Source organism: Campylobacter sp. RM12651 (assembly GCF_022369475.1).
In the GTDB taxonomy this organism is placed as follows: Bacteria; Campylobacterota; Campylobacteria; order Campylobacterales; family Campylobacteraceae; genus Campylobacter_E.
The window spans coordinates 1,577,743-1,600,299 of the sequence record NZ_CP059600.1 but is presented as its reverse complement, the minus strand read 5'-3'; the positions used below and the strand labels follow the sequence as shown (position 1 = coordinate 1,600,299).

21 protein-coding genes, 1 tRNA gene and 1 pseudogene are annotated in these 22,557 nt (G+C 27.7%); 19 read left to right on the top strand and 4 right to left on the bottom strand.

Annotated features, from left to right (window positions below; all coding sequences use genetic code 11):
• Positions 1-302 precede the first annotated feature (302 nt).
• From AVBRAN_RS07890 to AVBRAN_RS07855, 8 genes and pseudogenes are all read left to right on the top strand, one after another.
• Positions 303-1,280 carry an ACP S-malonyltransferase gene (locus AVBRAN_RS07890; RefSeq protein ID WP_239802996.1) on the top strand — a complete coding sequence of 326 codons (978 nt, stop codon included), beginning with the start codon at positions 303-305 and terminating at the stop codon, positions 1,278-1,280.
• Positions 1,277-1,957 (top strand): annotated as a pseudogene (locus tag AVBRAN_RS07885) (5'-methylthioadenosine/adenosylhomocysteine nucleosidase); the annotation flags it as partial. The gene AVBRAN_RS07890 and the pseudogene AVBRAN_RS07885, both read left to right, overlap by 4 nt.
• Positions 1,943-2,725 carry an ATP-binding protein gene (locus AVBRAN_RS07880; RefSeq protein WP_214117410.1) on the top strand — a complete coding sequence of 261 codons (783 nt, stop codon included), beginning with the start codon at positions 1,943-1,945 and terminating at the stop codon, positions 2,723-2,725. The pseudogene AVBRAN_RS07885 and the gene AVBRAN_RS07880, both read left to right, overlap by 15 nt.
• Positions 2,713-3,324: a recombination protein RecO gene (gene recO / locus AVBRAN_RS07875; RefSeq protein WP_214117361.1), complete on the top strand. Its 612-nt coding sequence runs from the start codon at positions 2,713-2,715 to the stop codon at positions 3,322-3,324. Before AVBRAN_RS07880 ends, recO begins: the two co-directional genes overlap by 13 nt.
• A gap of 193 nt (positions 3,325-3,517) precedes the next feature.
• Entirely contained in the window at positions 3,518-5,581 is a 2,064-nt protein-coding gene (locus AVBRAN_RS07870; protein ID WP_239802995.1) for a TonB-dependent receptor, read from the top strand.
• Between the two features lie 52 nt (positions 5,582-5,633).
• Positions 5,634-6,062, top strand: coding sequence for a TonB-system energizer ExbB (gene exbB / locus AVBRAN_RS07865; RefSeq protein WP_239802994.1), 429 nt, complete (start codon positions 5,634-5,636; stop codon positions 6,060-6,062).
• Positions 6,046-6,423: a TonB system transport protein ExbD gene (exbD, locus tag AVBRAN_RS07860; protein ID WP_239803731.1), complete on the top strand. Its 378-nt coding sequence runs from the start codon at positions 6,046-6,048 to the stop codon at positions 6,421-6,423. Before exbB ends, exbD begins: the two co-directional genes overlap by 17 nt.
• Complete coding sequence (locus tag AVBRAN_RS07855) at positions 6,392-7,087, top strand: TonB family protein (protein ID WP_239802993.1); 696 nt, start codon at positions 6,392-6,394, stop codon at positions 7,085-7,087. The genes exbD and AVBRAN_RS07855 overlap by 32 nt, the downstream gene beginning before the upstream one ends.
• A 24-nt stretch (positions 7,088-7,111) precedes the next feature.
• Here the strand turns inward: AVBRAN_RS07855 and AVBRAN_RS07850 are convergent, their stop codons facing one another.
• From AVBRAN_RS07850 to AVBRAN_RS07840, 3 genes are read right to left on the bottom strand one after another with little or no spacing between them, the layout of a single operon-like run.
• Complete coding sequence (locus AVBRAN_RS07850) at positions 7,112-9,466, bottom strand: TonB-dependent receptor plug domain-containing protein (RefSeq protein WP_239802992.1); 2,355 nt, start codon at positions 9,464-9,466, stop codon at positions 7,112-7,114.
• A complete protein-coding gene (locus tag AVBRAN_RS07845; RefSeq protein WP_214117355.1) occupies positions 9,444-9,683 on the bottom strand; it encodes a hypothetical protein in 240 nt (79 codons plus the stop codon). Before AVBRAN_RS07845 ends, AVBRAN_RS07850 begins: the two co-directional genes overlap by 23 nt.
• On the bottom strand, positions 9,680-9,937 hold the full coding sequence (locus AVBRAN_RS07840; protein ID WP_214117354.1) for a heavy-metal-associated domain-containing protein: 258 nt from the start codon (positions 9,935-9,937) through the stop codon (positions 9,680-9,682). The genes AVBRAN_RS07845 and AVBRAN_RS07840 overlap by 4 nt, the downstream gene beginning before the upstream one ends.
• Positions 9,938-10,107: 170 nt before the next feature.
• Here AVBRAN_RS07840 and AVBRAN_RS07835 point away from each other — a divergent pair, with 170 nt between their 5' ends.
• Complete coding sequence (locus AVBRAN_RS07835) at positions 10,108-12,531, top strand: hypothetical protein (RefSeq protein WP_239802991.1); 2,424 nt, start codon at positions 10,108-10,110, stop codon at positions 12,529-12,531.
• Between the two features lie 23 nt (positions 12,532-12,554).
• Here AVBRAN_RS07835 and thiD read toward each other — a convergent pair whose 3' ends face one another.
• On the bottom strand, positions 12,555-13,337 hold the full coding sequence (gene thiD / locus AVBRAN_RS07830; protein WP_214117352.1) for a bifunctional hydroxymethylpyrimidine kinase/phosphomethylpyrimidine kinase: 783 nt from the start codon (positions 13,335-13,337) through the stop codon (positions 12,555-12,557).
• A gap of 97 nt (positions 13,338-13,434) precedes the next feature.
• On the opposite strand from thiD, the gene mraY reads away from it, so the two are divergent.
• The 10 genes from mraY to AVBRAN_RS07780 all read left to right on the top strand — a co-directional run bounded on the left by mraY (position 13,435) and on the right by AVBRAN_RS07780 (position 22,483).
• On the top strand, positions 13,435-14,481 hold the full coding sequence (gene mraY, locus AVBRAN_RS07825) for a phospho-N-acetylmuramoyl-pentapeptide-transferase (RefSeq protein WP_214117351.1): 1,047 nt from the start codon (positions 13,435-13,437) through the stop codon (positions 14,479-14,481).
• A gap of 5 nt (positions 14,482-14,486) precedes the next feature.
• Positions 14,487-15,674 (top strand): UDP-N-acetylmuramoyl-L-alanine--D-glutamate ligase, encoded by a 1,188-nt coding sequence (murD, locus tag AVBRAN_RS07820; RefSeq protein WP_239802990.1) that lies wholly within the window; start codon positions 14,487-14,489, stop codon positions 15,672-15,674.
• Positions 15,667-16,053, top strand: coding sequence for a hypothetical protein (locus tag AVBRAN_RS07815; RefSeq protein WP_239802989.1), 387 nt, complete (start codon positions 15,667-15,669; stop codon positions 16,051-16,053). The genes murD and AVBRAN_RS07815 overlap by 8 nt, the downstream gene beginning before the upstream one ends.
• 46 nt (positions 16,054-16,099) lie before the next feature.
• Positions 16,100-16,175 (top strand) — tRNA-Phe (locus tag AVBRAN_RS07810).
• 103 nt (positions 16,176-16,278) lie between these two features.
• Entirely contained in the window at positions 16,279-17,046 is a 768-nt protein-coding gene (rsmA, locus tag AVBRAN_RS07805; RefSeq protein ID WP_214117348.1) for a 16S rRNA (adenine(1518)-N(6)/adenine(1519)-N(6))-dimethyltransferase RsmA, read from the top strand.
• Positions 17,036-18,940, top strand: a complete 1,905-nt coding sequence (locus tag AVBRAN_RS07800; protein WP_239802988.1) for a ribonuclease J — start codon at positions 17,036-17,038, stop codon at positions 18,938-18,940. Before rsmA ends, AVBRAN_RS07800 begins: the two co-directional genes overlap by 11 nt.
• Positions 18,941-18,949: 9 nt before the next feature.
• Entirely contained in the window at positions 18,950-19,873 is a 924-nt protein-coding gene (locus AVBRAN_RS07795; protein ID WP_214117346.1) for a KpsF/GutQ family sugar-phosphate isomerase, read from the top strand.
• Entirely contained in the window at positions 19,873-20,637 is a 765-nt protein-coding gene (locus AVBRAN_RS07790; protein WP_214120204.1) for a pseudouridine synthase, read from the top strand. Before AVBRAN_RS07795 ends, AVBRAN_RS07790 begins: the two co-directional genes overlap by 1 nt.
• A complete protein-coding gene (locus tag AVBRAN_RS07785; RefSeq protein ID WP_239802987.1) occupies positions 20,637-21,803 on the top strand; it encodes an amidohydrolase in 1,167 nt (388 codons plus the stop codon). Before AVBRAN_RS07790 ends, AVBRAN_RS07785 begins: the two co-directional genes overlap by 1 nt.
• Before the next feature lie 77 nt (positions 21,804-21,880).
• Positions 21,881-22,483, top strand: a complete 603-nt coding sequence (locus AVBRAN_RS07780; RefSeq protein ID WP_214117343.1) for a hydrogenase-4 component G — start codon at positions 21,881-21,883, stop codon at positions 22,481-22,483.
• Positions 22,484-22,557: the final 74 nt, after the last annotated feature.

The following is a 22,557-nucleotide window of genomic DNA, read 5'->3' as shown; positions in this document are numbered from 1 at the left end:
TTGCTATCAAATTCATAAATTACAAGTAATCTTTAATATATAATCGTAAGTTATAAATATACAAAACTTATTATTTTTAACTTGATTTTTAATTCAATCATAAAAAAGTGCTAAAATTATGATATTAAAAATATAGATTGTATTAGTATTACAAGTTAAACTTCGTTTATTATTTTAATAATGGAATTTATATTTTTATAATATTATATAAAATGTAAAAAAGATTTATAATAGCTGTAATTAAAAGATTTTAATACTTGTATTATAAGATTTGATAATAAAATAAATTAAAAAGGAAAAATATGAATTACGCATTTTTATACCCAGGTCAAGGTTCTCAAAGTGCTTTTATGGGTCAAGAATTATTTGATAATTTTGAGTTTGTAAGAAAAACTTATGATGAAGTTAGTAGTTTTTGTGGTATTGATTTTCAAGAATTAATTTTTAGTAAAAATGATAGATTAGATATAAGTGAATTTACCCAACCTGCAATATTACTAAATAGCATTATGTATTATAAAGTATTTGAAAAATTACTAGAAGAAAATGGAATTTCTTTAAGAAAAAAAGATGATATAAAGCCTTTTATTAGTTATGAAAACACTCCATCTTTAGGGCATTCTTTAGGAGAATTTTCGGCTTTATGTGCAAATAATGCACTTGAATTAAAAAATGCTTTAAAGCTAGTAAATATGCGTGGAAGATATATGCAAGAATGTGCAAGTAGTGAAAATCCTGCTTCTATGATGGTTATTTTAGGTTTAGATGATAATTTAGTAGAAGAAATTTGTGCTAAAGCAAATAAGGAAAATAAGCAAATCTATGCTGCAAATTACAATTGCGATGGTCAAATAGTCGTAGCTGGGCTTAAAAAAGATTTAGAAAATAGCATAGATGATTTTAAAAATGCTGGAGCAAAAAGAGCAATGCTACTTAATATGAGCGTAGCAAGTCATTGCCCTTTAATGCAAAGTGCAGCTAATAAATTAGAAAAAGAATTGTTATTTAATGATGATTTCATACCAGTAATCTCAAATGCTTTTATAAAGCCTTATAGCACTAAAAATGAAGCTATTTTAGCTATAAAAGAGCAACTTATTAAGCCTGTTTTATATAAACAAAGCATAAAAAGTATAGAAAATAGCGTTGATGGTTTTATAGAATTTGGAAGCAGTGTTTTATGCGGACTTAATAAAAAAATAACAAACAAACCAAGTATTAGTATAAAAAGCCTAGAAGATATTGAAAACTTTATAAAAACATTTAAGGAAAACCAATGAAAATAGCAATTTTAGGTGCTATGCGTGAAGAAATTGAGCCAATTTTAAATGAGTATTCTTATAAAGAGAGTAAATATGCAAATAATACTTATTATTTCATTGATTACGCAGGTCATGAACTAATTATTGCTTATTCAAAAATAGGCAAAGTAAATTCAGCTCTAAGTGCTAGTGTAATGATAGAAAAATACAAGGCTGATTGTTTGCTTTTTACAGGCGTTGCAGGGTCGCTTAATCCTAATTTAAAAATAGGGGATTTATTAATTGCAGAAGAATTAGTGCAGCACGATATAGATATAACAGCATTTGGACACAAACCTGGCTATGTTCCTGAAACTAGCGTTTTTATAAAAACAAGTGAAAAATTAAATAATATTGCTAAAAAAGTAGCAAAAGAGCTTGATTTAAATGTAGTTAGCGGCATTATTGCGACATCAGACCAATTTATTTGCGATGAAACTAAGAAAAATTGGATTAAAGATACTTTTAATGCTGATGCGGTTGAGATGGAAGGAGCAAGCGTTGCTTTAGTTTGCGAAAGTCTTAATGTGCCTTGTTTTATACTAAGAGCAATTAGCGATGATGCAGGTGGAAATGCTGATGTTAGTTTTGATGAGTTTTTAGAACTAGCTGCTAAAAATAGTGCTAGATTTGTCTTAAAAATGTGCGAACATTTGTTTAAAAATGAGCTTAGTAAAAGACTTATTAAAGAAGTGGCAAGAGCTTGTGATAAATTTAATTTAATTGAAGAAGGCGATAAGGTTTTAGTAGGACTTAGCGGTGGAAAAGATAGCTTAAGCTTACTAATGCTACTTAAACATATGCAAAGAGCAGTCCCGTTTAAGTTTGAATTTGAAGCAGTAACGCTTAGTTATGGAATGGGTGAAGATTATAAATATTTAAGCAATTATTGCAAGATTTTAGGTATAAAACATACAATAATTGAAAGTAATATTTATGAGATTTCTAGTGAAAAAATCCGTCAAAATTCAAGCTTTTGCTCGTTTTTCTCTCGTATGAGAAGGGGATATTTATATACTTATGCTAAGGAAAATGGCTTTAATAAATTAGCGTTAGGTCATCATTTAGATGATGCTATTGAGAGCTTTTTTATGAACTTTACTTATAATGGAGCTTTAAGAACACTTGCTGCGAAATTCACTTCAGCACAAGGAATTACCGTAATTCGCCCTTTGATATTTGTTCGTGAAAGAATGCTAAGAGAAAATGCTATTAAAAATGGTCTTAAAACAATAGGCGATGAAGCTTGCCCTGCTATGAGATTTGATGTGAAAATGCCACACGCAAGAGCAGAAACAAAAGAGCTTTTAGCAAGTCTTGAAGCACAAAACCCAAAATTATTTAAAAGTCTTGAAAATGCCTTTTTTAACATTCATTACGATACTTTTTTTGCAAACGAAGGTGCTAATTATTGCAAGGAATAATTTTAAATACCTTTAGCGTTAGGGATAAAGATTTAATAGTCTTTATCCTAAGTAGCGAAGAATTAGTAAAATGCTATAGATTTTACGGAGTTAGACACTCACATTTAATAGTCGGAAATATTATTGATTATGAGCTAAGTATTCAGCCTTTATTTTTGCCAAAATTACATTCAACAATGCAATTAGCCTTACCTTGGAATGATTATGAGATTATTAAGGCTTGGCAGAGTTTTTGTGTGCTTTTATATGAGCATTTAAAAGATAATCAAGAGTGCGGAAGTTTTTATTATGATTTAAGTTTAAGAATAATCAATAGATTAAAAACTCAGCATTATAAAAGGGTGTTTTTAGATGCTTATGCTTTGATGATTGAGTATGAAGGTAGGCTTTATTTTAGTGAAACTTGCACGGAATGCAATAAAGAATTAAATGATTTTTTTTCTTTAGGAGAAGGATTTTTAATGTATTGTAGGGGTTGTAAAGTGAGTGTAAGTATCAATAAAATTAAGATGAAAGATTATCTAAAAAATAAAAATTCAGCTATATTTGAAGATAGCGAAATAGATTTATTATACGAAGTATTTTCTAAAAAATTATAAAACTACAAAAGCTAAATTAAATTCTTTATTTTAAAAATCTTAAACAATATTACAATGAATTTGAATTTTAAATAAAATTTATTATCAATATAACTATCATTTATTTAAAACTTATAAATATTATGATAATTATTTTTGTTATTAACTAAAAATATTATAGAATATCATTTTTATTATCAATTAAGGAGATATTTTGAGAAAATCTTTAAAACTTTCTTTGGCTTTATGCTTATTTGGTGGTGTTGGCTTATTGGCTAATGAGAATGCTAATCTTGATACTATTGAAGTAAATGCTAGTTCAATTGGATATTCTAATGTTGATTCGCTAAAAATTTCAAACAAAAACGCAGGTGCAATAAGAGATGTTATGCGTGATATTCCAGGTGTTTATGTAGCAGGGACAAATCAGTTTAATCAAAAACTTTATATGCGTGGTGTAAATGATAGGGGTATTAATATTACTATTGATGGTGCAAGACAACGTGGAAATATTTTTCATCACTCGGCTGATTTAGTTTTAGATGTTGATTTATTAAAAGCTATTGATGTTGGCGTGGGTGTTTTAAGTGTTGCTAATAACTCAGGTGCTTTAGGTGGTTCGGTTGCGTTTAAGACTGCAAGTGCATTTGATTTATTAGAAGGTGATGAGAGTTTTGGTGGTAAGTTTAAGACAGGCTATTCAACTAATAATAAAGAATGGCAAAAAAGCATAATGGCTTATGGTAAAACTGATAATAATTTTGGTCTTTTAGCATATATTAATCATAAAAATTATGGCTTCGGAAAAGATGGAAATGGCAATGATATTGGTGGTAAGGGTCATGATTTAAGCTATTTATTTAAAGTAAATTATGAAAAAGATGAGCATAAAGCAGGTCTTAGCTATGAGCATACTGAATATGATGGTGATTTTCCATTTAGGGGTGAGTTTGGTGGCTCGGTGGCATTTGATACAGGCACACTAAAAGCAGGAGAAAGAGCTCAACCTATTTTGCCTCAAATTATGCAAAGAGATACCTATACATTTAATTACAATTACAATCCAAATGAATTAATTGATAGCGAATTTAGAGTTTATCATACAGAGCATAGGCTTATAAAAGATGAAGTTCCAAATTATGCAGAGTTTAAAAAATCAGGTGGTAAAGCATTTTTATCAAATGATGGGGTAAAAACCACAGGTGCTTATTTAAACAATAAATCAAGATTTGAAAATAATAGCTTTAATCAAGAAGTATTTTATGGACTTGAGTGGTATCAAACTACAAGCTTTAGAAAAAATCATTCAAGTTTAAAAGATGCAACAAATGGAGCAATTTCTGTAACTCCTACAAACAATCATCCTAAAGAAGTAGCAAACAACCTATCAGTATTTTTACAAGATACTATTCAAATTGGTGGATTTAGCATAATTCCTGGAGTTAGATTTGATAGATTTACTATAGATAATTTTGGTAAGAAAACTCAAGGATTTAATAATTTTAGCCCTGCGTTAGCACTTGATTATAAGGCAGAAAACGGCATTAATTTATTTGCTGGGTATTCAAAAGTATTTAGAGGGCCTGATCCGATTGAAGCTTTAAGACTTAGTGAAAATACATTTAATACAAATTATATTGATGAGAATTTAGAGCCTGAAACAGGTGATGCTTATGAAGCTGGATTTGGGTATAAAAATAACTTTAATGAACATAATGTTAATTTTGTAGCTAAGTATTTTTATACTGATTATAAGAATTTAATTAAAGAAAATGTAAGCGTAACAACTACTCAAAACGGACAAAATGTTACAAATAATTATAATCGTATGAATATGGGTAAATCTAATGTTCGTGGGGTTGAATTATATGCTTCTTATGCTTATGAGAATTTAAAATTTAGTGCAAGTTATACTCATCAAACAACAAAACATAAAGATAAAAGTAAAGTTGGTGGCGTAATGGCATATAGTGATAGTGGGGATAAATATACATTTAATGCTGAATATTTTGCTAGTCCAATTGATACATTATTTGGTTATAACCTAATAGCTTTTGCTGGTAAGACTTTAGAAGATGGAACTAAAAAAGCAGGTTATGGAGTAAGCGAAATATATGCAAGTTATATGCCTACTCAAAATCTTGAAATAAACTTAAGCGTTGGCAATCTATTTGATAAAACTTATGTTTCACATTCTCAAAGAAGATTTGGGGTTGAGACTGCAAATGACTATGAAGCAGGAAGAAATATAAAACTAGGCTTTAGTTACAAATTCTAAACTAAAAAAGGCTTTTTAGCCTTTTTTAGAATATCAATTATTAGGAGAAAATGTGGAATTTTTAAAAGAATATTTAGATTATTTTGTGTTTGCGATATTATTTTTTATGAGCTTTTTAGTTTTGGCATTTAGTATTGAAAGGCTAATATTTTTTAAAAATATTGATATTAAAAATTATAAATGTAAAGATGAATTAGAAATAGCACTTAGTAAAAATCTCACCTGTCTTTACATCGTTTATCAAAACGCTCCTTATATAGGTTTGCTTGGCACGGTAATAGGCATAATGATTACATTTTATGATATGGCAAATGCGGCTACTATGGACGCAAAAAGTATTATGCTAGGGCTTTCGCTAGCACTAAAAGCAACAGCACTTGGACTTGTTGTGGCAATCCCAACTCTTATGATATATAACGCATTTATTAGAAAAGTTGATGTTGTATTATCAAGATTTAAGGAAAATAATGAGAGTAAATAAAGAAGGCTTAAATCTAGTTCCATTTATTGATATTATGCTAGTTTTACTTTGCATTGTTTTAAGTGTTAGCACCTTTATAGCAGAAGAAAAAATCGCTATAAACTTACCAAAATCAGAAAATAGCGTAAGCATTGATGATAAGCAAAAAGTATTTATAAGTATTAATGAAACTGGCGAGATATTTTATAATGAAAGTTTGCTTAGCGTAGATGAATTAAAGACAAAATTATCAAGCATTAGTAAAGATGAAATTGTAATTTTACGCTCTGATGAGAACGCTAGTTATAAACATTTTGTAAAAATAGTGGATATTTTAAAAGAGTTAAAGCATGAAAATTTTGCTATTGCAACAGAAAAATAAAATCGCATTTTTCATCTCCTTTTTAGTTCATGCGGTTTTGTTGGCGTGTTTTTTTAGAATTGATGTAAAGACAAGTGAGATTAAAAATGATAAAGCTTTAGCGGTGCTTTTTTATGCTCCTAGCATACCCCAAAATGCTGTTAAAGAAGAAATAATTGAAGAAGTAAAAGAAATAAAAGAAGAAATAATCAAAGAAGAGATAAAAGAAGAAAAATTTGCTTTAAAACCTAAAAAAAAGCACCATAAAAAACCAAAACCAAAGCAAGAAGTAAAAGAAATTAAAAAAACTCAAGATGAGCCAATCACATCTCAAAACGAACCTTTAGCAAGCAAGATAAATGAAGCTAAACCAACTACTACAATTAGTAATAATACTCCTGCAGGTGGGAATAATCAAGATGAATTAATCTCTCATATTCAATCAGTTTTAAATAAAACTGCTAAGAGCAATTATCCTATGAGTTCAAGAAAAAGGCGTGAGCAAGGAGTAGTGGTTGTAGGATTTACCTATGATTATGGTAAGGCAAAAAATATAAAAATACTTAAGCCATCAAAATATGAAAATCTAAATAAAGCAGGGATTAAAAGCGTTGAGATAGCGAAATTTAAGCGTTATGAAAGAGTTTTAGATATTAGTGTGCCGCTTAAGTTTAGCTTACATTAAAAATTAGTGCTTAATTGCACTAATTTAAAAATTATAATTTAGATTAAAAGTATATAGCCTTGAATTAGCGTATTTATAACATAATTCGTTATTGCAATTAAATACGCTGATTTTATTTTTGCTATTTAAAATATTTAAGATATTAAAACTTATTTTTAATTTAGTATTTTTAATATTTTTAGTATAACCAAATCCTAAATTCCAATTCAAATATGACTTAAGTTTAGTATCGCTAAATATTTGCATATTTAAATTCTTATCGTATTGTGAATATAAATCATTTTTCGCTGAATGATAAGTGATTTCATTAATCAAGTTAAAATTATCATAAAATAAATTATGAGTAAAATTAGCTATAAAAGGCTCATAAACAAATGGCAATTCGCTTGATTTTATAGTTTTACCATTATAGATTATGTTTTTACCAGTTGTGCTTAAATAATTAGTCGCACTACCTTTTTTATGTAGATAGCTAAGATTTAAATCAAAATAATTTTTAGTATTAAATATACTAATTTCATTGCTAGATAAATTAAGACTTACAATATCATTAGCTGTTTTTTTGCCATTATAATAAACTTTATAATTATTATCAGTATCTTTTATACTTTCTAAGCCTAATTCTTCTTGATTTGCTGAATAAATTTCATTATAAGTTTTGCGTTTAATGTATTTTAATAGCATTTTAAAATATTTAAATTCTGCGTTGTAATATAGGCTAAACTCATTAGCATAAGGGCTTTTTAATCCCATAAAAACTCTATCTTTTTGCCATTTTGTATCTTGTATCCAAGGGCTATTATAATCAATTCTTGAATACTCTTCATATCCACTAAAATAATCATCATATAAAATATAAGCTAAAAGCCCTTTATCATAATATTTATTAAATCCAAATCCTAAAAATTGATTATCATTTAAATAATACTCAAGTCCTGTTCTAGGGGCTATATTAAATCTTTTGCTAAGGCTATCATAATCATTTCTAAGACCTAATCTAAATCTAAAATTATGATATTTAATATCGCTTTGTATAAATTGAGCGTAGTTATTTATTGATTTTTTAGCTTTTGCAAAATGTGTTTCATAATATGAAAAATATTGATTATTTATGCAACTAATATCATTTTCTTTACAAGCTAGAATATCAATTGGTTTTTCATATCTTGTATAAGGATTAATTCTATTTATTTTGCCTTGATTTTTACTAAGTTCAAAACCAAAATTAAAGCTATATTCTAAATCATTATTTTTAAATTCATTAGTTTTAGCGTCTAATTTATATTGATATGATTTTTCAGTTTGTAAGGTATCTCCTAGCCCACCATAACTTTGCTTTATACCTGAAGGTAAGATGAATTGATACTGAACTTTTTTATCATAAATTCTTGAAGAATTTGATTTTAAAAATGATAAATGCTGATTAAGATTTATATTTTTTAATTCACTTTCAAGATTAAAAGCTAGGCTAAATCCACCATAATTTACTTTCATATTAGAATCAATTACGCCTTCTTGAAATTGATTTATTAAATAAGGATTATAAATAAAAGTTGAGCTAAGAATATGGTTATCATAATCTTTTTGAGTTTTTAGCAAAATTAAGTTATTTGTATCGCTGATTTTATTTATTGTGTATATATCTTTTTGTTTTATTTTTGTATTTGAATAATTACTACTTATAAAAAATAAAATTCCAAAAGTATCATTTAAATATGAGCTAAAATTAGCACTGAAATATCTTTTATAATAATTACTAAAATCTTGATAACCATATCCACTAGAATATTTTTGCCTTATTTTATCATCTATAAAAATATTATCTTGAAAGCTATATCCAAGACTAAATCCACCACTTGGATTTTTTGATGGGCTTTTGATTTTTGCATCAATTACTCCACCTAAAAATCCACCATAACTAGCACTTACAAAACTATCATAAATGCTTAAATTATCTATAATTTCGCTATCTATATTAAGCGAATATGAACCAAGAGATGGGTTATACCAGACATTTTTATATAGCGTTTTTGACATAGCTGGTTGAATGGTGCTTGTTATGTTTATTCCATCTATAAACATTTGATTTTGATAGGTTTTAGCACCATTGATTGAAAAATCATCTGGCTTTAAAGAATTTGAATTATCGCTATCTTTAGTAGTAATTCTTATATTTGTATGATTTTTGATAAGTTCATCTAAAGTGTGATTTTGTTTTATTTGAGTATTAAGATAGGCTTTATTGTAAATAGTGTTAGAAAATTCTAAATAATCAATATTTTGCACTGCATTAATATTGATTTCATCTAAGGTATTTGCATAAATATATGTAGCTAAAAATATGCTTAGCCTAATTTTATTTTTGCAAAATTGCTTCATAGCCATCTTTTGCTAAACATTTTAAAAGTGATTTTTCATCATAAGTTTTATCACTTATTTTTAGAGTTTTAGAATTTAAATCTACTTTATAATTTTTGCTAACTTTACTAGCACAAAAACTAATAAAATCAACACAAACTTCACAAGCCATATCTTTTATAAAATAAACATTTGCATTAAGATTAAGTGCTAAAAGCATTATAAAAAATGCTTTCATTGTTGCACTGCTTTATAGCCGATTTCGTTGATTTTTTCTACTATTGCTTTAATATCTACATCTTTAGCAAAAGTAATAACTAAATCTTTAGAATTAAAATCAGCCTTATAATCTTTAACTTCAGCAATACTTTTAGACGCTTCTATTATTTTTTTAGCACAACCATTGCAACCCATATTTTTTACATTTAATAAATAACTTACATCAGCAAAAGCTAAACTTGATAAAATTGACACAAATAATAATTTTTTCATACATTCTCCTTAAAAAATATTAATTATAAAAATCATTTCTTAAGAATAATTGAAAATAATTATAAATATTATATAAACAATTAAATTAGAATTTAAAATATTATTTTGATATTTTAATATTAGCTAATTTTTAAATATAATTAAAAATTATTTTTATATAAAGGTTTATATTGTTTAAAAAATATTTGTTATTTTTATTTAGTTTAACTTTTTTAAATGCTTTAATTATCAATGAAAATGAAGTGATTTCAAATCAGATAATTACAAATGAAGATATAGATAATGAAGGCGTCATAAATAGTGATAAAAATCAATTTTCTGGTGTTTTTAATAATAATTTTGGTGCTACTTTAAGTGGTAATTTTTCTACTTTTAATGAGGTGTATAATGGTGGATTTTTTGAAGGCTCATTTCATAATATTCAAATGTTTGTTAATAATGGATATTTCTTAAGCACCAATACTACTACAAATCAAGAGTTTTTTAATCTATATGATGGAATGATAGAAGCTAATCATAATAATTTTTTTAATATGCAAAATTATGGCTTAATTTATGGAGATGATAATATTTTTTATGATTTTATTAACTTTCAAGAAGGCTGGATTTTTGGAGATAACAATACTTTTAATGGAGATGTTTTAAATGATACTGATGGGCTTATATCTGGAAATAATTTATCATTTAAATCAACTTTAGAAAATAATTCATATATTTTTATAGATAATAAAGCTAGTTTTAATGAAGTGATTAATAATGCTGTTATGGATGTAAATAATGCAGAATTTATTGGCGAAGTAATCAATAATGATACTATCAATGGGGATTTTTTAGAATTTAAAAATAATCTAAAAAATAATCAAAATAGCACTATTTCTGGAGAGAATTTAACTTTTGCAAATACTTATAATGATGGTATGATTTTAGGTGATATTACTACTTTTAATAAAGAATTAGATAATGATATTAATGGCTGGGTTATAGGAAATGATATTACCTTTAATGATAGGGTTATTAATAATGGCGATTTAGTAGGAAGCAATTTTAAGTTTAAAAATCAATTAGAAAATACTTTAAATGTAGATAGTATTTATTCTAGTTTTGAAAAGATAAATAATAGTGGATTTTTTACAAGTTATAAATCTACTTTTAATAATACCATTACTCAAAGCGATAATGCGTATTTTTATGCTAACGCATCTGCTATTAATGCTGATATTTTAGGTGGGGATATTGAGATTGCTTATAGTAATTTAGCTAATGAAGAATTAAAAGTAAAAAATGCGAAAATCAATAATTCTACAATTAATTCAAAAAATATGATTTTTGATAATTTGATTTTAAATTCTTCATCAATTTATGGTGGTTTTAGAGCTAAAACACTAGAAGCTAATAATAATAATTTTGTTCTTTATTTTAATGATGGTTTTAGTGGGGCTATTGTCGTTGATGAAGAGATAAAAGGCGTAAATAATGATATAAAAATTGTAAATTATCAAAATAATTTAGGATTTTTCCCTTTACTTTTAGCAAGGAGTAGTAAGGATTTAAGTAAAGATTTTGCTGTATATACTATAAAAGGCTTTAGTGTTTTTGGTTTTGATAAAGAAGTAATAGTAAAAAAAGAGCAAAATGGAGCTTTTTTGCTTGGGATAGGGGATTTTAACTCTTTAAATATTAGCGATATTAATGAATTATTTGATGATAAATATAAAAAGAATTTAGAAAATAATGCAATAAATAAAATTACAGCAAAAAATCCCGATATTGCAAAAATTGGTGTGGATAAAAAGCTAATTAATAATATAAAAAATAAATTCTATAAAGAAGATTTATTAAATTATTCTATTTCAAGATTAAATTTTGATAGCAAAAGGTTTGATTATTTAGATTATGAGTATTTAAGTGGGGATATAAATGATATAAATTATTGGCTAAATCTAATAAAAATAAATAAATCTAATGAATATAATTATTTTTATAATAATTTAGGATTATTTTTATATAGCTTAAATAATGAAAGCAAAAATCATAAAATCTATGGCGGCGGATTTTATGCTAATTTTAATTTTGATAATTTTTATATAAATACTGATTTTAAATACAATGAGCACGAAGTTGCGATAAATCTTGATGATTTAGGGATTATAAATAAAGATTATTTTAGCGTTAATTCAAAAGTAGAATTTGGATTAAGTTATGAAAATTATTTTGTATATAAGCCAAATATTGCTTTTGTTTTTGAATACTTACCAAAGACAAAATATAAAAATGAATATATAAAAGCTTTATTTAAAAGGCAAAATAATTGCTTTTTAAAATTAGGTTTTGCTTTAGAATATCTTAACAATGATTTTGCATTTTCTCTAAATAGTAATTATTTTAAAAGCTTAAGCAAGGATAAATTGCTTATTATAAGTGATGGATATTCTAAAGAAAATCTATATTTTAAAAATCTTAATAGTTTTGAGCTTGGAATACAAACTAAGTATTTATTAAATGATAGTTTAAGTTTGGATATTGATTTAAGTAAGCAGTTTTTTAAAGAATTTAATTCTTATTTTTTTAGAATGGGTTTTGGATATAAGTTTTAGGCAAAATTATATATTTTGCCTTTTTATAAATTAAACATATGATTTAATGGGCCTCTGCCACTTCCTAAGTTTGGAGCAAATTCCATTGCATTTTGTGTATATAATTTAGCATCTTTTACAGCTTGTAGTTTAGAAAGTCCATTAGCTAAATTAGCAGCTATAGAAGCACTTAAAGTGCATCCTGCTCCGTGATCGTTTGTGGTATTTAAAGGTTTGCCGTAAAGCTCGTAAAAGTCTTTTCCATCATAAAAATAATCTATCGCTAAATCAAAATATTTTCCACCTTTAGCAATCACGCTTTTAGCACCTAAGTCTATTAATTTTTTAGCAGCATCTTTTAGTTTTTCTTTAGAATTAATCTCAAATCCACATAAAAGTTCGGCTTCTAATTTGTTAGGCGTTAAAATATCAGCGAATTTGATAAACTCATTTACATAAAGCTTAAAATCTTCATCTCCTATTAATCTAAAACCACTTTTAGCAAACATAACAGGGTCAATTACTATATTTTTAGGTTTATATTCTTTAAATTTTTCAATAGTTAATCTTATTAAATTAGCATCCCCCATTAATCCTGTTTTTAGTGCTTTTGGTGGAATATCTTTAAATACTGCATCAAATTGAGCCGATACAATATCTTCATTCATAACACAAGCACCATAAACTCCTTGAGTATTTACAGCATATACTCCTAAAACTACTGCCATTCCAAAAGTTTTATGCATAGTAAAGGTTTTTAAATCAGCTTCAAGTCCGCTACCACCACTGCAATCACTTCCTGCAATTGTTAGAACTGGATTTAACATATAAACTCCTTATATTGGTTAAAAGAGAAATAATACTCTAAAAATTTATAATTTTATTATAATATTTGCCTTTTTTATAAATTTATTAGGAACAAAAATGTTTAACCTTGATATAAACTTATTTTCTTACATTAGCGTTAGGGCTTTTTTAGCGTTTTTATTATCGTTTATTATTACATTAATTATTATGCCACTTTTTATTTCTTGGGCAAAGAGTGTAGGGGCAAATCAGCCAATTTTAAGTGATGCACCACTAAATCATCAAAAAAAATCTAATACTCCTACAATGGGTGGGGTTGTTTTTATTTGTGCTGCTTTATTATCTAGTCTTGTTTTTACTACATTTAATGTTTATAGTTTTAGTGCGATTTTGTGTATTGTTTGTTTTGGTGCTATTGGAATAATTGATGATTTAGGCAAGGTATTAAAAAAGGCAAATAAGGCTGGGTTAAAACCACGCTCTAAAATGATTTTAATGTTAATTGCGTCTTTAATAACAATATTACCTATTATGATATATGGGAATTTTAGCACAGAACTTTTTGTCCCATTTTATAAATATCCTATAATTGATATGAAGTATTTTGCTTTATTATTTTGGGTATTGGTGTTAATTTCTAGCTCAAATGCTATTAATCTAACTGATGGGCTTGATGGGCTTGCTTGTGTGCCTAGTGTGTTTTCATTATTTACATTATCAGTGTTTTTATATCTTAGCTCAAATGCTGTTTATGCTAATTATTTATTGTTACCTAGAGTAAGCGGGAGTGAAGAATGCGTTGTAATTGCACTTGCATTAATTGGTGCTTTACTAGGATTTTTATGGTATAACTGTCATCCAGCACAAGTATTTATGGGAGATAGCGGTTCACTTACATTAGGAGCTATTGTTGGATATTTAGCGATAATTTCAAAAAATGAGATTTTATTAATTTTAATAGGTTTTGTTTTTGTTCTTGAGACTATTAGCGTTATTTTACAAGTTGGAAGTTTTAAAATATTTCATAAAAGGATTTTCAAAATGGCTCCAATTCATCATCATTTTGAGCAAATTGGTTGGAGTGAAAATAAAATCATAGTTAGATTTTGGCTAATTGCATTTATTTGCAATGTTTTAGCGTTAATTACTATTAAATTAAGGTGAGTTTTATGTTATCAATGTTTGGATATGGAAATGTTGCTAAGGCAATTACAAGCACTTATAAAAAGGGTGAATGGTATATATATGATGATAAATTTAGCGTTTGTAGTGAAGATGAATTTGGTAATAAGCTTTTACCTACAAGCTATTTTAATCCTGATAAAAGTAGCATAGAAGTAGTTAGTCCTGGAATTGCACCTAATCATATTTTATGTAAAAGTGCTAAGAATTTAACAAGTGAGATTGATTTTTATAACGAAGCTTTAGGGCTTAGTATTTGGGTTAGTGGGACTAATGGTAAGACTACTACAACGGAAATGATTTCTTATTTGCTTAATATTGAAGCAGGAGCAAATATAGGAAAACCAATTGCATTAATGAATCTTAAAGCACCTTTAGTTGTCCTTGAGATGAGCTCTTTTGCCCTTCATTATACTAAGGTTGCAAGACCTGAGCTTTATGTATTATTACCTATTTGTGATGATCATATTTCTTGGCATGGAAGCTTTAATAATTATGAAAAAGCAAAACTTGATTTAATTTTTAGAATGAATAAAACAGCAAGTATTATTGTGCCTAAAAAATATGAAGAGTATTTAAAGAGTGCAAATTGTATTAAATATTTTTATGAGAATTCTAGTGATTTAGCTAAACTTTTTGATATTGATTTAGCTAGATTAAATTACAATGAGCCGTTTTTATTAGATGCGTGTTTAGCGTTGGCTGCTTGTAAGATTATTAGTGGCAAAATTGAATATGAAAAAATATCTAAGTTTAAAATTGGTCGTCATAGAGTTGAGATTTTTAAAGATAGCAAAGATAGAATTTGGATTGATGATAGCAAGGCTACTAATATTTCAGCTGCACTTGCTGCTATTAATAGTTTTAAAGAGCCTTTACATTTAATTGCTGGTGGAGATGCTAAAGGTCAAGATTTAAATGAGTTTTTCTCAAAATTAGATAAAAATATAAAGCTTTATTTAATAGGCAAGAGCGATTTTAGCGATATTGCTAAAAAGCACGGATTAAACCCAATTAGAACCAATCTAAAAGAAGCTGTAAGTATGATTTATAAAGATTTAACAACTAAAGAAATAGCATTATTAAGTCCTGCGTGTGCTAGTTTAGATGAATTTAGTTCTTATGCTGAGCGTGGGGATTTGTTTATAAAATATATGAAAGATTTAGATGTTTAGCTTTTTAAGACTTGCAAAAAGTGCTTTAATTACAAGTGAGTATAGTGTGAAAAATAATAAATTACTTTATAAAAATAAAGAATTTATAATCCAAGATGAATTAAAAAGTTACGAAAATACTTATTTTGTAGTTGCTATTGATAGAGTGATTTTATTTAAAAATCAAAATGAAAATAATTTTGATAAGGCTAAAAAAAGACAAATAAAAGCGATAAGTCTTAGTTGTTTAGTAATGATTTTATGTTTAATAATTTTATTTTTTCAAGAATTTGAAATAGGTATTTCATTTTTAAGTATTGCTAGTATTGTAGTTTTTATACTTTCAATACTTAATTATTCGTTTTTAAAACAACAAATTTTCGCATTAGAAAAAATTTAAGCATAATTTAAGAATTATCATATATAATAACGGCTTTTACTTCGGTGGTTGGATAGCTCAGTCGGTAGAGCAGCAGACTGAAAATCTGCGTGTCGGCAGTTCGATTCTGCCTCTAACCACCATTTTAAATTTCCCACTTTTTATTATTTTTTTGTTTGAGAATTTGAAATAGGAATTTCAAAATAATTTTTCTATACATTAAATATTTTTTCATATACTCCCCAAATGATTAAGGCAAAAAAGAAATTCGGACAAAATTTTTTAAAAGATGAGTTAGTAAAACAGCAGATCATCCAAGCGATACCCAAAGATTTAAAAGCAAAATTAATTGAAATTGGGCCTGGCTTAGGTGATTTAACTGCTCCAATACTTAAAAGCGGTTTTAAATTAACAAGTTTTGAAATAGATGATAGTTTAATTCCTATTTTAAACGAGCGTTTTAATAAAGAGATTTTAAGTGGAGATTTTACGCTAATAAATGCTGATGTTATGAATGTAAAAATTAGCGATGAGCCTTATTTTATATGTGCTAATTTGCCGTATTATATTAGTTCGCAAATTATTATAAATGCTTTATTTGATGATAACTGCATAGGTATGCTTGTGATGATTCAAAAAGAATTAGCAGATAGATTTTTTGGTATTGATTATTGTGCTTTAAGTGTTATTACGGATTTACTTTGTGATAAAGTTAATGTTTGTGAAGTGCCACCTAGTGCATTCACTCCTATGCCAAAAGTAAATTCTAGTGTAATTAAGCTTATTAAAAAGCCTAGTTTGTTGGATAAAAAAGATTTAAAAGCTTTTAATTCTTTTATCAAGATAGCCTTTAATCAACCAAGAAAAAAAATGCTTAGTTCATTTTCAAATAAAACAAAGGTAAAACAAGCATTAGATAAGCTAGAAATTGATGAAAACAAAAGAGCTCATGAAATATCTGTTAAATCATTCTTAGAACTTTTTAAATTACTAAAGGATGAAAATGAATATTGAAGATTTAGAAAAAACAAAAGTAGCAAGAAGTTATGAAAACGCTGAAAACGAAGATGAACTTTTAGAAGAATTAGAAGAAGAAATTGACGATAAAAAAGCTAAAAAGAAAAAAAAGCGTAAGAAAAAAATCTTACCAGCTTCTTTAAAAGGTGATTTAGATTGGCAAAAAGCCTTAGCTGAATCAATGAAAGAAAACGAAAAAGCTCAAGAAAAAAGGCTATATCCTTGGATAAATTACAAAGGTAATGCAAGTGTTAAATTTACTCCATTAGGCGGACTTGGTGCTATTGGTGGAAATATGAGCGTAATTGAGTATGAAGATGAAGCTATTATTATTGATGTTGGAATGAGCTTTCCTGATGCTGATACCTTAGGTGTTGATATTGTAGTTCCTGATTTTTCTTATATTAGAAAGATAAAAGATAAAGTAAAAGCTGTTCTTATCACTCACGCTCACGAAGATCATATTGGAGCAATGCCTTATTTTTATAAAGAATTTGATTTTCCGATTTATGCTACGCCGCTTCCACTTGGAATGATTTCAAATAAATTTAGCGAACACGGGCTTAAAGATAAATGCAAATTATTTAGACCAATTACAAAAAGACAAATTTATGAAATTGGCTCTTTTAAAGTTGAGTTTATGCATATAACTCATAGTATTATAGATAGCTGTGCATTAGCTATAAATACTCCTGCTGGAACTATTATTCATACGGGAGATTTTAAGATTGACCATACTCCAATAGATGGTTATGCTAGTGATTTACATCGTTTAGCTTATTATGGCGAAAAAGGTGTTTTATGTTTATTTAGCGATAGTACTAATAGTTACCGCGAAGGTGTAACTAAGAGTGAAAGCACCGTTGGTGGGACTTTTGATTTGATTTATTCAAGATGCAAAGGTCGTGTGATTATGAGCACATTTAGCTCAAACATTCACAGAATCCATCAAGCAATCACACACGCACTTGTATATAATAGAAAAGTTTGTATTATAGGTCGTTCTATGGAAAGAAATCTATTTACAGCAATTGAGCTTGGATATTTAAAATTTGATAAAAAGATTTTTATAAGTGCTGATGAGCTTGATAAATATCCTGATGAAGAGATATTAATAGTAACTACAGGCTCACAAGGTGAGAGTATGAGTGCATTATATAGAATGGCTACAAGCGAACACAAACATGTAAAAATTAAGCCTAATGATCAAGTAATTATAAGTGCTAAAGCAATTCCTGGTAATGAAGCAAGTGTATCAGGTGTAATTGATTTATTAATGCGTCATGGAGCAAGTGTTGCTTATCAAGAATTTAGCGAAATTCATGTAAGCGGTCATGCAGCAAGTGAAGAACAAAAGCTAATCTTAAGACTTGTAAAACCTAAATATTTCTTGCCTGTGCATGGAGAGTATTCTCATATTAGTAAGCACAAAGCTAGTGCAATTGCTTGTGGTGTGAATGAAAAAAATATATATTTATTAAATAACGGCGATCAAATGGAGATTAGCTGGAATAAATTAAGAAGATTAAAAACCGTTAAAACAGGTAAAACTTATATAGATAATCAAGTAGATAGAGAAGTGCATGATGATTTATTAAATACTAGAAAAAATCTTGCAGAGCATGGAATAGTGCAGCTTAATCTTCATATTAATATGGGTGCAAGGACACTAAATCACGCACATATAATCAATTTTGGTTTAGTATCAAATAAACTAGCTCAAGATTTTGCAACTGATGTTAGCAATTATATTAAATTATTTATAGCTGATGCAAAAGATACTTTATTAAAGGATAAAAAGGCATTTGAACCAGCACTAAGAAATGCACTTAAGAAGTATTTTTTCAAAAAATATAAAAAATATCCGTATTTATTATTAAATATTCATTAAGGATAAAATATGCTAGAAATTGCAAAAAACATTCTAAAGCGAGAAGCCTTCGCTTTAGAAGAAGCGTCAAATTCTTTAGATGAGAGTTTTTGTGAAGTTGCTAAGATAATTAGCGAATGCAAAGGGAATTTAATCATTGTTGGAGTTGGTAAAAGTGGTATCGTTGGACGCAAAATTGCAGCTTCGTTTGCTAGTTGTGGGGTAAGGTCATTTTTTATTCATGCTAGTGAGTTAATGCACGGAGATTTAGGAAATATTTGTAAAGATGATGTGGTAATTTTAATTTCTTTTAGTGGTAAAAGCGAAGAAGTGTTAAAAATATTACCATTTTTAAATGATAGAAACGCTACTTTAATTAGCATTTCTCAAAGCAATTCTCCATTAGCAAATGCTTGTAGTTTCAATATTGCTACAAATTGCAATGAAGCAATCACAAATCTACCAGCACCTACTAGCTCAACTACTCTAACTCTAGCTTTAGCTGATGCGCTTTTAGCTTGTGTTATTAATTTAAAAGATTTTAGTGTTAGTGATTTTGGTATAAATCATCCAGGTGGAGCATTAGGTAAAAAGTATTATGTAAAAGTTAGTGATTTAATGCATAAAAACAATCTACCGATAATAAGCAAAAATGCTAGTTTGAAAGACGCTATTATTTGTATGAGCAAGGCAAGTTTTGGTTGTGCTTTATTAGTTGATAATGAAAAATTAGTTGGATTTTTAAGTGATGGGGATTTAAGAAGAGCTATGGCTAAGGATGATTTTTCTTTAGAGCAATTAGCCTTAGAATATGCTAGTAAAAATCCTAAAACCATAGAAAAATCAGTTTTAGCACATAAGGCGTTTTCTTATATGAAAGAAAACAAAATATCAATTTTAGTAGTTCTTGAGAATGAAAAAATAATAGGATTATTACAATTATTGGATGAGTGATGAGACTTAATAAATTTATAGCACACAATAGCAAGTATTCAAGAAAAGAAGCTGACAAATTAATAAAAGAAGGCTTAGTAAAGATTAATAACAAAGTTTGCTTAGAAGACTGGAGTGAAGTTGGAATTGATGATAAAGTTTTTGTAAAAGGTAAAAGAATTTATAAAAAAAGTGAATTTAGCGTCATCGTATATCATAAAGATAAAGGCGAATTAGTAAGCCATAAAGATGAGCGTGGAAGAGCCTTGATATATGATAATTTGCCAAGAGATTTTAGACATTTTAATCCTGTTGGAAGGCTTGATTTTTCATCAACGGGCATACTTTTATTAGTAGATAGTCCTGTAATAGCTGATTTTTTAATGCAAAGTAACTTAGAGCGTGAATATTACTTAAAAATTAAAGGAACTATAAGTAAAGATGTAATCAATGCTATGGAAAATGGACTTGAGATTGTAAATAGCTTAAAAGGAGCACACCCAAAAAGCAAAATTACCAATCTTAGTCTAAAGCCTTTTTTAGAATATGAGATTTTTGGAAGTAGTGGCGGATATACAAAACTAAGAGTGATTATTGATGAAGGTAAAAATAGAGAATTAAGACGCTTTTTTGCTGAATTTGATTTAGAAGTAGTGGAGCTTAAAAGGGTTGCTTTTGGTAGGGTTGATTTGGGTGTGTTAAAGCCTAAAAAATATAGATTTTTAACCAATAGCGAATACGAAGATTTAAGAAGCTTTTTAAAAGAAAATAAGGTGTATTACTAATGAAAGAATTAAATAATTTACATAAAGAATTTATAGAGTTAAGACATAACATACACGCAAATCCAGAGCTAGGATTTAATGAGTTTAATACCGCAAAATTAGTTGCAAATAAACTAAAAGAATTTGGTTATGAAGTTTATGAAGGCATAGGAAAAACGGGTGTTGTAGGAGTATTAAAGAAAGGAAATTCTACTAAAAGCATAGGTCTTAGAGCTGATATGGATGCACTTAGTATAGAAGAATGCACAGGACTTGATTATGCTAGTAAGAATGGCTGTATGCACGCTTGCGGACATGATGGGCATACGGCAGGATTATTAATGGCTGCTAAGTATTTAGCAAGTGCTAATTTTAATGGAACTCTTAATTTATTTTTTCAACCTGCTGAAGAATGTTGTGATAATGAAATGTTAAGCGGTGCTATGAGAATGATAAAAGATGGAGTTTTAGAACGCTTTAAGGTTGATTATATTTATGGAATTCATAATATGCCAATTTCACAGATGAAAGGCTATGAAAATAAGAAATTCTTTATGAAAAAAGGCGTAATGATGGCAGGTGTAAGTGCTTATAAAGTAGATTTTATAGGCTTAGGCGGACACGCATCGGCTCCACATTTATGCAAAGACCCAATAAGCGTTGCAAATAATTTTGTAAATGCTTTATATGCTTTTAAATCTTTAGAATTAAAAGATAGCGTTGTAAATGTTACAGGCTTTCTAGCAGGAACTACAAAAGCATTTAATATAATCCCAAATGAAGCTAGTGTTATGATAAATGTAAGAGGTCTTAGCAATCAAGAGCTTGAATTTATTGATACAAGAATTAAAGAATTAGCAACAAACTTAGCAAATGCTTTTAATATAAAAGCTATAGTAAAAAGAGCTGAAAATATAAAAGCTACTATCAATAATGATGAAGCACATGAGTTAGCAAGACTTGCTGCGATTGAGAGTTTTGGTGAAGATGAATGCGAGTTTGAACACCCGCATTTAATGGGTAGCGAAGACTTTTCTGCATTTTTAGATGAGGTTAAAGGAACATATGCTTTTATAAATAATGGAGATAGTGCAAATCTTCATCATCCAGAATATAATTTCAACGATGAAGTATTGCTACTAGCTAGTAAGTATTTTGCAAATTTAGTATTAAATTATTTAAAATAAATTTATTTTTATTAAAAAATTAAATAAATTTATTATTTAGCCGATATAAAAAAGACTATATTTAAAAGGAGAAGATTATGAATGTAGGTTCTGTTAGTAATTCAGGTTTTACGAGTGGCTTACCAAAAAGTGTAAAAACTCAAGATGATGCAAGAAATGCTATAAAAGATAATTTAAAAAATATAGGCATTGACTTAGGAGATAGGGATTTAAGCAGTATTAGTGGTAAGGATATTACAAATGCTTATATAGCACAAAGTATGCAAATTAGCTTTTCTCAATTTAATACTCAAGGAAGCATATTTAGTTTTTCAAAAAATGAAATGCAACTTAATACTTTTCTTGGAACTTTAGGTAAATTAGGTGATGGTTTTGAGAATTTACAAAACTTAACTCCTGCAAAAGCTAAAGAATTAATTAGCGAAGATGGCTATTGGGGTAGTAAGCAAACTGGCGATAGAATAGCTGGTTTTGTTCTAGCTGGTGCTGGAGATGATATTGAAAAGCTAAAAGCAGGTCGTGAAGGAATTATGCGTGGTTTTAAAGACGCTGATAAGACTTTAGGTGGTTTTAGCAAAGGATATGCTGATATTGCAAATGCTACAATTGAACGCGCTGTAAAAGCTATAGATGATAAAATAGCTGAATTAGGCGGCAATGTAGTAGATATAAAAGCTTAATTAAATGCCTATTTTTAGGCATTTAATACTTATAAATATAATTAATTTTAAAATCTTAAAAACAAATGTTCTTA

Coding starts and splice junctions, on each gene's coding strand:
- AVBRAN_RS07890 (WP_239802996.1), top strand. CDS start 303: ATGAATTACGCATTTTTATACCCAGGTCAAGGTTCTCAAAGTGCTTTT.
- AVBRAN_RS07880 (WP_214117410.1), top strand. CDS start 1,943: ATGTGCGAACATTTGTTTAAAAATGAGCTTAGTAAAAGACTTATTAAA.
- AVBRAN_RS07855 (WP_239802993.1), top strand. CDS start 6,392: ATGAAAATTTTGCTATTGCAACAGAAAAATAAAATCGCATTTTTCATC.
- AVBRAN_RS07850 (WP_239802992.1), bottom strand. CDS start 9,466: ATGAAGCAATTTTGCAAAAATAAAATTAGGCTAAGCATATTTTTAGCT.
- AVBRAN_RS07845 (WP_214117355.1), bottom strand. CDS start 9,683: ATGAAAGCATTTTTTATAATGCTTTTAGCACTTAATCTTAATGCAAAT.
- AVBRAN_RS07840 (WP_214117354.1), bottom strand. CDS start 9,937: ATGAAAAAATTATTATTTGTGTCAATTTTATCAAGTTTAGCTTTTGCT.
- thiD (WP_214117352.1), bottom strand. CDS start 13,337: ATGTTAAATCCAGTTCTAACAATTGCAGGAAGTGATTGCAGTGGTGGT.
- mraY (WP_214117351.1), top strand. CDS start 13,435: ATGTTTAACCTTGATATAAACTTATTTTCTTACATTAGCGTTAGGGCT.
- murD (WP_239802990.1), top strand. CDS start 14,487: ATGTTATCAATGTTTGGATATGGAAATGTTGCTAAGGCAATTACAAGC.
- AVBRAN_RS07815 (WP_239802989.1), top strand. CDS start 15,667: ATGTTTAGCTTTTTAAGACTTGCAAAAAGTGCTTTAATTACAAGTGAG.
- rsmA (WP_214117348.1), top strand. CDS start 16,279: ATGATTAAGGCAAAAAAGAAATTCGGACAAAATTTTTTAAAAGATGAG.
- AVBRAN_RS07800 (WP_239802988.1), top strand. CDS start 17,036: ATGAATATTGAAGATTTAGAAAAAACAAAAGTAGCAAGAAGTTATGAA.
- AVBRAN_RS07795 (WP_214117346.1), top strand. CDS start 18,950: ATGCTAGAAATTGCAAAAAACATTCTAAAGCGAGAAGCCTTCGCTTTA.
- AVBRAN_RS07790 (WP_214120204.1), top strand. CDS start 19,873: ATGAGACTTAATAAATTTATAGCACACAATAGCAAGTATTCAAGAAAA.
- AVBRAN_RS07785 (WP_239802987.1), top strand. CDS start 20,637: ATGAAAGAATTAAATAATTTACATAAAGAATTTATAGAGTTAAGACAT.
- AVBRAN_RS07780 (WP_214117343.1), top strand. CDS start 21,881: ATGAATGTAGGTTCTGTTAGTAATTCAGGTTTTACGAGTGGCTTACCA.